At 34.3% G+C, this 9,423-nt stretch carries 11 protein-coding genes and 1 pseudogene; 5 read left to right on the top strand and 7 right to left on the bottom strand.

Annotated elements, in window-relative coordinates:
- Nucleotides 1-356: 356 nt before the first annotated feature.
- Nucleotides 357-1,481: an ATP-binding protein gene (locus tag KKC91_10415; protein MBU0478964.1), complete on the top strand. Its 1,125-nt coding sequence runs from the start codon at nt 357-359 to the stop codon at nt 1,479-1,481.
- A 90-nt stretch (nt 1,482-1,571) separates the two neighbouring features.
- Here the strand turns inward: KKC91_10415 and KKC91_10410 are convergent, their stop codons facing one another.
- The 3 genes from KKC91_10410 to KKC91_10400 are packed head-to-tail and all read right to left on the bottom strand — an operon-like array spanning nt 1,572 to nt 2,631.
- Nucleotides 1,572-1,919 carry a putative toxin-antitoxin system toxin component, PIN family gene (locus KKC91_10410; protein MBU0478963.1) on the bottom strand — a complete coding sequence of 116 codons (348 nt, stop codon included), beginning with the start codon at nt 1,917-1,919 and terminating at the stop codon, nt 1,572-1,574.
- Nucleotides 1,920-1,939: 20 nt separating this feature from the next.
- Nucleotides 1,940-2,386, bottom strand: coding sequence for a type II toxin-antitoxin system VapC family toxin (locus KKC91_10405; protein ID MBU0478962.1), 447 nt, complete (start codon nt 2,384-2,386; stop codon nt 1,940-1,942).
- Entirely contained in the window at nt 2,383-2,631 is a 249-nt protein-coding gene (locus KKC91_10400; protein ID MBU0478961.1) for a hypothetical protein, read from the bottom strand. Before KKC91_10400 ends, KKC91_10405 begins: the two co-directional genes overlap by 4 nt.
- A gap of 1,250 nt (nt 2,632-3,881) precedes the next feature.
- Here KKC91_10400 and KKC91_10395 point away from each other — a divergent pair.
- Nucleotides 3,882-4,559 carry a hypothetical protein gene (locus KKC91_10395; GenBank protein ID MBU0478960.1) on the top strand — a complete coding sequence of 226 codons (678 nt, stop codon included), beginning with the start codon at nt 3,882-3,884 and terminating at the stop codon, nt 4,557-4,559.
- A 55-nt stretch (nt 4,560-4,614) separates the two neighbouring features.
- Here the strand turns inward: KKC91_10395 and KKC91_10390 are convergent, their stop codons facing one another.
- Together KKC91_10390 and KKC91_10385 are read right to left on the bottom strand one after the other, a co-directional pair.
- The gene (locus KKC91_10390; protein ID MBU0478959.1) at nt 4,615-4,845 is read right to left on the bottom strand and encodes a hypothetical protein; all 231 of its coding nucleotides are present in this window, start codon (nt 4,843-4,845) and stop codon (nt 4,615-4,617) included.
- A gap of 644 nt (nt 4,846-5,489) precedes the next feature.
- Nucleotides 5,490-5,948: a helix-turn-helix domain-containing protein gene (locus tag KKC91_10385; GenBank protein ID MBU0478958.1), complete on the bottom strand. Its 459-nt coding sequence runs from the start codon at nt 5,946-5,948 to the stop codon at nt 5,490-5,492.
- Between the two features lie 233 nt (nt 5,949-6,181).
- Here KKC91_10385 and KKC91_10380 point away from each other — a divergent pair, with 233 nt between their 5' ends.
- The 3 genes from KKC91_10380 (at nt 6,182) to KKC91_10370 (ending at nt 7,790) form a co-directional block, all read left to right on the top strand.
- Nucleotides 6,182-6,523 (top strand): hypothetical protein, encoded by a 342-nt coding sequence (locus tag KKC91_10380; GenBank protein MBU0478957.1) that lies wholly within the window; start codon nt 6,182-6,184, stop codon nt 6,521-6,523.
- A gap of 2 nt (nt 6,524-6,525) precedes the next feature.
- Nucleotides 6,526-7,017 (top strand): hypothetical protein, encoded by a 492-nt coding sequence (locus KKC91_10375; protein MBU0478956.1) that lies wholly within the window; start codon nt 6,526-6,528, stop codon nt 7,015-7,017.
- 629 nt (nt 7,018-7,646) lie between these two features.
- On the top strand, nt 7,647-7,790 hold the full coding sequence (locus KKC91_10370; GenBank protein MBU0478955.1) for a hypothetical protein: 144 nt from the start codon (nt 7,647-7,649) through the stop codon (nt 7,788-7,790).
- A 157-nt stretch (nt 7,791-7,947) separates the two neighbouring features.
- Here KKC91_10370 and KKC91_10365 read toward each other — a convergent pair whose 3' ends face one another.
- Together KKC91_10365 and KKC91_10360 are read right to left on the bottom strand one after the other, a co-directional pair.
- Nucleotides 7,948-8,094 (bottom strand): hypothetical protein, encoded by a 147-nt coding sequence (locus tag KKC91_10365; GenBank protein ID MBU0478954.1) that lies wholly within the window; start codon nt 8,092-8,094, stop codon nt 7,948-7,950.
- Nucleotides 8,095-8,729: 635 nt separating this feature from the next.
- Nucleotides 8,730-9,260: pseudogene (locus KKC91_10360) on the bottom strand (hypothetical protein).
- Nucleotides 9,261-9,423 lie beyond the last annotated feature (163 nt).

The following is a 9,423-nucleotide window of genomic DNA, read 5'->3' as shown; positions in this document are numbered from 1 at the left end:
TATATTGCTCATATTAAGTATGCTACTAGATAATAGAATATTAAGTAAAAAGTCTAGTAATATTATATTACTAAATTATAATAAAGAACATCAGTAATATTGTATTACTTAAGAATATCGACTTATTGGTGTTTAGAATAGACAGAAAATGTTTAAAACTTTACATTAAGTAAAAAGCCTACAAAGTTTTCCACAGTTACTACGGTACGGGGTAAGGTAAGCCGGTGAACGTTTATTATCCCTTAATGGGCTATCGATGAGGATATATTTGAAATAATAAGCAAAAAACGAATTGACATTACACTTTTTTGTGTTACACTTTTTTGTGTTACAAACATGAAAGGAGAATCAGTGTTATGAGAAATCCATTTGTTTATGGTGAGCCAGTCTTCGGGGGGAATTTTTGTAATCGGAAGGAAGAGATAAGAAAGCTAAAGAACGATATCCTAAGCTGCCAAAAAATCTTTCTTATTTCTTCAAGGCGCATGGGAAAAACATCCCTTATCAAAACAGCGATTGACCAAATTAGCGCAAAAGAGATAATATCTATTTCCATGGACTTAGAGGAGTTTTCCTCATACAGAGAATTTCTTAATACATATTTATCATTGTTAGTCAAGAAAAGCACCCCTGAAAATAAGATTTTGGGATTTCTTCGACAAGTGCTCTCTGGACTGCGAATTAATTTTAAAATCGATGAAATTGGCAAGCCTGTGATATCGCTTGATTACAATCAGCCAATAAACGCGGAACTTGATAGCAAAATATTCAATTTACCAGAAATTATTGCAAGCAAGCAAAACAAAAAACTGGTTATCGTTTTTGATGAATTCCAGGAAATATTAAAACTTAACAGAAAAAACATTGAGGGGAAGTTAAGAGCTCATATCCAGCATCACCGGAATGTAGCCTATGTTTTTGCAGGCTCAAAAAGACATCTGCTTAACGAAATGATAAATTCTCAGGATAAACCATTCTACAGGATAGGTCCTGTTATGTATTTAGAAAAGATCAACGAAGATATATTTCTAAAATTTGCAAAAGACAAATTAAAAGCTAGTGGGATAAAGATATCTGATGAAGCGTTACAAAAAGTCATCAAACTAGCTGAGAATATCCCGTATTATACGCAGCTATTATTACATGAATTGTGGGATTCTAAGATTGATAAAGGGCTTATTAGTGAAAATGATGTACAATTAGTTTTATCTCAAGTAATTCATCTGTATTCACAAAACTTTCACCTTGAATGGTCCCGCATGATATTGTCTAAAAGACAATTATTAAAGGCTATCTCGCTTTATGGAGGCAAACAAATACTTTCAGGAGATTATCTTAAGAAAAATAACCTCGGATTGCCATCAGCGGTTCGCAGAACATTGCTCAGCTTAGTTGAAGACGGATACCTTGATAAAGAGAATGGCAAATACTTTTTTGCCGACATTTTATTCCGCGAATGGATAAAATTAGGTGTAAAATAAGGAAATCTTCTGTTTCATTCTATCTCTCGCTAAAATCTATAACATAATTTCTAACACGCGGAAGGTGTCTTGTAATCTATTAGATGATAATCAACTTTTGACATGTTTCCCCAGTGCCCGACTTTCATACTCCCAAAAATTCCGAGGGAGAATTATTTTAATATTTCTGTGTTTTTTCACTGCGAGCAGGTCTTTATCACCGATAATAATACACCGACAATCTCCTTGGATGGCAGTGCCAAGAATATGATCATCTTTTGGATCACGGCAAACTCTTGTGCCTAGATCCAAAGAGGCTACAACTGTTATCCGGACGCGAAGCAATCGCACAGATTCCTTTACTTCGAGGGCAGGAATTTTAAACTTGGCGCTCAGGTTTTCGGAAAATTTAGCGGATATAAGCTCTGATGCGACAATTTCATGATATAAGGTTTTGATCTTAGACGTTTTATTTTACGTTATAAAGTTTTAATCTTTATTTTCTTTCCTTTATAAGCAGAAAAATCACTATCATATGTATAGAAAGCATCGCATTCTTTCTCTAGCATTGTGGTCAATATCAGCGAATCTAGCAGATGTATTCCAGTTCCATGAGATAAAGAAGCTGCTTTTTTTGCAATGGTTATATTTACATCAACAATTTCAAATGCCTCGATCAATTTGTCTATATACTTATACATTCCCATTTTTCTATTATTAACTACTTTATCGGGTACTGCTTCACTATGTCCTGCCTTAACCAATCCCAGTTCTTGTTTATGAAAATACCTTAATATTTCGGCGATAGATATTGAACTTAAAACAAGAATGTCTCTTTTTTCTCTCCAGTCTTTCGCTAGTTGCAATGCTTTATTGTCTTTTTTTGCAATATTTATCAGAACTCCTGTATCTAACCCAATTTTCATAAAAAATCCCTTTCTGCTCTTTTTCTTTCTTCTTTGATAAACCTATCTGCATCAGCAAATTGTCCTGCAAACTCTCCGGATTCTGCAAATTTTATAATCCAATCCAGCGCTTCCTGTTTTTTATTTACCCCAACCATGTTTTTAAGCCCCGTTTCAACCAATTTAGACAGACTGATCCCCATTGCCTTAGCTCTTTCTTTTGCTTTTATTAAAATAGGTTCATGAAGATAAACTGTAACATTCATATTGCCACCTCCAAATATAATATATTATACTATACTGTATTTGTCAAGTTATTTTGTTTATTTGTCAAAAAAGTAAGGCCGATTATGATTTTGTGGACACAGTATCCAATTTGGGCAGGGCGCCAAACTTTTCCATAAACACCTGGAAGAAAGACAAATAAAATTTTTGATGCTATTTTTGCTACCGTAGCAACATGTTCTACCGTAGCAACGACGGAAAAAACAAGCGCAAGACTGCGGTTTGCGATCTTTGTATATTAGAAAAAGCGGGGCAATTTCCCTGAAATTGCCTATACATCTATACTGGCCTGGTCAGAGATATCGCAATGCAGGGCAAATACGAAAGGCTTTTTCTCGCCAGGGAACGGGTTTTGGCCACTTTCCGGCCCGGAGCGCCCAGGTTTGCCTTCTATGGCCAGGGCTCTTAACTGCACGGGATTTTATTACTCATAGTCCATTGGACTATCAGCAGGGTTCGCTTGATTAACTCCGAAAAATTTCGGAGACAATCACTTCTTTACGATAAATCGCAAAAAAGATTAGCTCACTAATAAATTCCCGCTTGTCTCCAGAGAAGAAAGGAATGATGATCCTAAGGCAAACCATACTTTACCAGGATCTAAAGCCAGAAAGCTTTGTTTTTTACTCAATCTTTATCGAAGATAAAAATTCAGCAGGGTTTGCTTGATAGACTTTGTCTCAAAACTCAGAGCCAAAGACTATCACTTATAGCGCAGTACCTACGCTAAAAGAGCGCAAACTAAAAAATAAAGCTCTCAGGCTATGGCGAAAAAAGTTTTTGGGGTGAAAGCCCAATGAAACAGCACAGAAGGAACTTTAAGAGAGGGGAGTCCTCTCTTAAAAATCTCTCCATCAAAGGCAGCACTGGTCTATTTTTTAGTTACTGATGCTCCAGCTCCTTTCTTGTTTAACTTAGTTTATGAGGTTCTTGTTTATTATTTTCATTGGCAAGCCCCTCCTGTTTTTGGAACCTGCCCTCTCACGGCCCCGAGTAAGTCAATCCTACTCTTTTTTTTAAAAAAACTTGCTGAATTCTCTAAAGAAGCAGACACACAAAATTTTGTTCCAAAATTATGAACTTTTTTTAACCTGTTCGTCCCTCACCTAAAAAAGGGCAGGAGTGACAGTCTATCTAGCTTACAACTCTATTGCCCAAAATTGCTCAATCAAACTTTAGTGGTGTGGGGCTTTTTGTGAAGAGGGCAGAACCACAAAAAAAGGAGGAACTCATGAAAACAAAGAGCAAACAAGAACTAAAAAAGTCGAAAACAAGAAAGGAGAAGAAAATGCAAACCAAAAAACAGCCCAGTGGAAGTGGGCAGGAAGTTTTTCAGTCAACTACTAACAAACAAAAGGGAGAAAAAATCATGGATGAGAAACGGATTGAAGAACGATTAGTTGAACTTGAACCTGCATTGAGAAGTATTGCAGCTAAATTAACAAAGGATGAACAATTAAGAGAAAATGCTTTTCAGGACGGGTATCTTGCAATATGGAGCAAGCTGGAAAAAGGCGGCGATTATAACGACGCATACCTCAGACAGCACGCAAAACACCGTATGTTTAATTGTTTGATAGCTGGGAAAAGCATAGATAATGGGGTCCATAATGGATTACACGAGACTACTCAAACTGAACTCGACGAAATCGTTGATATAGACGGCAAAAGAGATTTTCTAGGGGAAGCATACGAAAGAGACTTAAAAAGTCGCATAAACAACCGATTATCGGGCTTAACAAAGAGGGTTTTCACTCTATTAAGCAAAGGATACACACCAAATGAGATTGCTCAAAAATTAGGAACATATCAAAGAAATGTCAGCAGGCAAAGACAAAAAATCCAGGATGTTGTAAAAAAACTCTATGGTGATGGATTAACATTGAAAGAAACAAGAACTAACAGATAAGAGCATCAGTTGTTTAAAAGCCCCTTGTGAAAGCAGGGGGCTTTTTTTAGTCCTCTTATAAAGTTTTCTTTAAATTTAACAATCTGCCCCTTAATAGAACAATTTCTTTACCTATAATATAATTCAGGCTTTGCTTATTATTATATTGCCCTTTTAAATTCAATAAATGAATCAGGCGATTTATTGAATTTAAAGAATGAAAAGCATACCGCTTATAAAAGAACTTTTTACTAATGTCATCAAGTAATTCCTGAACGGCGACTTCTTTTTCTTTTCCCTCATTCATAATTTTTCATCCTAGTTAATGTTTGTAAAGATATTTAATCTTTCTCTATATATATAACAGTAAAAAATAAAATATTAGACAAAGTATTTTACATTACATTATTGTAGAAATAAGAATATTTATAATAGCTAAGAAGTAAGCAAAAACTTATGTAAAATTGTATGTTAATATAATTCATCACACCTGATGCACCAAAAGGTGTTTTAAGAAAATTTTTAGTTTTTATAACTTATTGCAAGACAATGGGTTCTATGGTAGACGGCAAAAACAGTATAAAAGGGCTAAAAACAACGTATCCTATTGAGTATCAAGGGGTTCCAATATTGTTATTTTTTACCGAGTTTTAGTGATTTTGAAACACATGGTATACCGACTTATAATAATGTTTTTTAATTTTAGGTAAACGCAAAATTCAGTTGCATTTCACCGTTTTTAGGTAAATTTTCAGCAAAAACATAAAAAGTAATGAAAAATTATATAAATTACGCTTAAACGCATTTAAGGCTCTTTGGCAATAAACAAGGAGCTAGAGCGTATATTGAAAAAATTTAAAAAGTGGACTCTCATAGGGTCGTATATGTCTTTATCTATTAATGAAAGGAAATTTTGCGTATCTGTAAAGTTTCGCTTGACTTTCTTTCCTTTCATTTTTTACCATTAATTTTACTATTTTTAGAATTTTGCGAGTTAGATCTAAAACGCTTTAAAATGTTTTGGCATTGACGGGTATGCAATGATATTGAATGCATATTTTTTAAGTGTTCTGAAAGCAATTTCCCGGTCCACACATCTTGAGTGTAATTAAACTCTTTAGGCGAGCGAGACAAATCCGCGCGCGATGTTATCTCCTGCATAGCAAGTCTAGGAGAACGTCCTTGACGCGCGCTTTTCTGCAATCCAGCCAGACCATTTTCCTCAAGACGATGAAGCCAATTATAAATACTGTGTGGCGAATGCCCATAAACAGAAGCAGCTTTATAACAGCTGCCTGTTTTTAGGGCGTATAAGGCAACATGCAGCCGGTGATAATAGCGAGCTTTTGGAGAACGGGATATTTCATCTTGAATCACAGCAATAATATTTTTTTTATCTAGATTTAGCACCTTTAATCCCTCTTTTTTCCAATGATATCATAGCTTTTTTCATTGTGCAACAATATTGCGTCTTTTTCTAATAATAGAATATTCCATGAGTAGACAAAAACATAAAATAGTTTACAAATAGCAAGTTATTTCTTTTTTATGCGTTACAGTGTCGGTATTCCAGGTATACACAAGTTTTCTGGACAGACATAAATTAGTCTTGTATAATTTCACAGGAAATAGAGGGGGTTTAAATGGCAAAAAAAGTATTTTCTTTTAAGGCTTTAGAAACAGACGCAGAAGTAAAATTTCTTAAGCGTGAAGTTAGGAAAACAAACACAAATATTAGCACAGTTATTAGACAATTAATCCGAAATGCAATGGAAGGAAAAGACGTTGATGATCAAACAGAAATACTTAAAGCTAAATTAGAAAGGCTTGAAAAAATTAGCTTATCAGCAGTAAAAAACGCTAGTTACGCAAAATACATAGCGCTGGCAAATTATAGCAAATTAGTGGAAGGCGACCAAAGTGAGATTGAGAAAATGGAAAATTCGGCTGTTGAATTTATTAAAGAAGAAATGGAGGAAATTTAATAATGCAAACTGGTCGCAGTTTTTTCGTTGTTGAGTGTAGTATAAAATCCAATATCAAAATATATGCAAAGATTCTTTCTTTCGTCTGTATCTTTTGGATAATAGCAGCTAGCTGGTACTATTTTACGATTTTGCCTGATAGTTGGGCAAAGTTCCAAAAAATTAGCACAAGGGATATTACACAACTTATTCGTGGCAGGAAAACCGAAAATTTGCAATATGCAATTGAAGAATTTTCATATTTGATAGAATCCACTATAAAAAGATCAAAAAAGTCATTATATCAAATGAGTTGGCTGCCTATTGTCCTATTGCCATGCACAATTTTGCTATTTTACTGGATGAGTAAAAAGATAAAAGTACCCCTAAAAGTGGAAACCAAAGTAGAAGCTTTTGAGCCACGGGAAGATTTTAAGCTGAGAACAGAGGTAGATATTAAAGAAATTATGAGAACTTTAAGAACAAAAACAAAGGAGAATAAAAGCCCAAGGTAATGATCGTGCAATATGGCCCAATAAGAGCGAAGCTGTCACCAGGGGCAAAGTAAGGCCTTTTTCGAGGCTAAAACCGCCCGTTTTTTAAGACGACAATTTTACCAATTGACAGCTTAAATGTTTAATTTTACCCATTATTTGTCAAGAGAAAAAATATATCTGATATATCATAGGCTACGACCTTATCCAATTTTATTTAATTGCATTTTATATATTTTTTCTCATATTTATATATTATTTTAGCAGAAAAAAACGAAGTGACTGCGGTATAATTTACCAAAAACAGTAAGATATAAAATATATCGCCTTTCAAAATATGCCGAAAAATCAAGAAAAATGATATATTTTGCAACTTATTGCTAATCAATATAATACGTCTTATTTTAACATTTTTAATATATTTTTAATATATCATATAACATACTACCTTATAATAAGTTACAAAGAGCAATATGCCCTTCTTAAAACACCTGTTGGTGCATCAGGCGTGATGAATTATATTAATTATGCAATATTGAATAAGTTTTGCCTATTTGATGACTATTATAAATATCATTTTAAAAACCAGAAAATACTTTGTCTAAAACCAAAAGATTATCTGCTATATTAGGTGAAAGGCGAATAAAAGCATGTTTAAAAAGACAAAATCAATAAAAACTACGAAAAAATTGCCAGAGACTATAGATCTGAGCTGGAAAGCCCATGAGAAGTTTCAGGCAAAGATCAGGGAAGAGTTAAAGAAAAAGCCGATCAAAAAGAAGGAAGCGAAGTAAAGCTAACACACGAAGAAATGACGCAGAAAATTCTTATAAAAACGTTATTGGCTCATTATTGGCTCATTTGGCTCATTATCGGCTTGTTTAAATTAACCTGTGCTCTCTTTGCAATTTTTTCTTTAGGTTTTTCTGGTGATGATGGCGGTTCTAATAACTACCTTATAGCTTCAAAGACAATCTTGAACTTCTGATCATGCTGTTTATATTTTCCTTCTAATGTTTCGATTTTTTGCTGTAAGTCTTTATGGGTTGCAAGTATTTCCCTGAGTTTCGTAAATGTTCTCACAATTTGTGATTTCAAGTTTTCAAACTCCTTTTTTGTAAAGAAATTCTGTTTGTATTATTTATAAACGAAAATCGTTTACATTGTTTATAAATAAAAACTGGTTACAATTACAAACCGTTAGAAGGAGCATTCTTCACTTAATTGAAGAAGTTTTTTCTTTAATTTGAATTGGCTCCCCAGTAGGGATATTTTTTGATTATTTTAGATTTGTCACCCAGTGGGCGACGAATTTCAAGAAACATGTCAAAATAAGCTAGGTAAAAGGTTCTAATAACTGCCTCATAAGGGTTCTATATCTAGAACCCCAATACCCTAATTAGCGAGTTTCAATTCTAAAACTCTTTCTTGCTTAGAAGGTATCACACTTTGTGATACCAAGATACCTGCCTCTTCCTTGTTCCGTAAACGCACAGGGTAAGCTGGTTGAGTGTTTAAGCCTATTGAACCGGTGACATTTTGTCACCAGTTTGAGAAATCCGATGAAGGATTTACCCTAAATGTTTAATTTTACCCAACATTAAAACTTGTATGACATTTACATGACACTATTTTGCCAAATATTTTAAGATAGAGGCTAATGCTAAATTTTAATTTGTCTTATTTTATATTTGTTCTCCTGTAATTATATAGGGTACACAGCATTAAACGCCTTACTTTGGTGCTTTAATGGCGTCTTTGGCGTCTTTGTGGCGTCTTAGAACATATGCCGTTCCTTTACCAGTTATTCCCCGCTGTTCAAAGATATTCAAAGAAACCAAACAAGATAAATCTCGCGTTGCTGTTCGTCCGGATGTTTCACAAATTCTCCTATACAAAGCATTAGTAATATTACCTTTTTCTTTTACGTACTTAACAGCTTTTAATTGCCGCTCATTTAGTCCTAGCTCCGACAGAAAACTTTCAGTAAAGACATCTCGTCCCAAAATTGCTCTAAACTCATATCCACGGTTGTTAACAAACTCCGGCTCGGGAAGTCCTGCTTGTTTACATTGTTTAACCATTTCAATAGTTCCTGACCCAATCCTTTGTATATAATCAGCCAAATAAAGAACCTCGGCAAGTAAAGGATTCCCCGGATATGAGCGATGAGGCTTCTTAAGATCAGCTATTGACAGTTGTGAAGGCAAACTGCCTGAATTCCAAATTTCAAAACGGTCAATAAATACCATTACCTGAACGCCTGAAGTATCGTTATAATTGCGGTGTTATCCCAAGAAAAATATTATGCAAAGTTACTGTTAAAACAGTTGATTATCAAAGAACAATTCTCTGTCATTGTTATCGTAACACACATCATTGACTTTGCATAACATTTCCTGTATTTCTAAATGTTGTTTTTTAACC

It is taken from the genome of bacterium (assembly GCA_018812485.1).
GTDB lineage: Bacteria > JAHJDO01 > JAHJDO01 > JAHJDO01 > JAHJDO01 > JAHJDO01.
Note: the sequence above shows the minus strand (reverse complement) of the source record. Positions and strands in the feature narration are given on the sequence as shown.

Bases quoted from the DNA above. Each gene is read 5' to 3' on its own strand.
- KKC91_10415 (MBU0478964.1), top strand. From the start codon at position 357: ATGAGAAATCCATTTGTTTATGGTGAGCCAGTCTTCGGGGGGAATTTT.
- KKC91_10405 (MBU0478962.1), bottom strand. From the start codon at position 2,386: ATGAAAATTGGGTTAGATACAGGAGTTCTGATAAATATTGCAAAAAAA.
- KKC91_10400 (MBU0478961.1), bottom strand. From the start codon at position 2,631: ATGAATGTTACAGTTTATCTTCATGAACCTATTTTAATAAAAGCAAAA.
- KKC91_10395 (MBU0478960.1), top strand. From the start codon at position 3,882: ATGAAAACAAAGAGCAAACAAGAACTAAAAAAGTCGAAAACAAGAAAG.
- KKC91_10390 (MBU0478959.1), bottom strand. From the start codon at position 4,845: ATGAATGAGGGAAAAGAAAAAGAAGTCGCCGTTCAGGAATTACTTGAT.
- KKC91_10380 (MBU0478957.1), top strand. From the start codon at position 6,182: ATGGCAAAAAAAGTATTTTCTTTTAAGGCTTTAGAAACAGACGCAGAA.
- KKC91_10375 (MBU0478956.1), top strand. From the start codon at position 6,526: ATGCAAACTGGTCGCAGTTTTTTCGTTGTTGAGTGTAGTATAAAATCC.
- KKC91_10370 (MBU0478955.1), top strand. From the start codon at position 7,647: ATGTTTAAAAAGACAAAATCAATAAAAACTACGAAAAAATTGCCAGAG.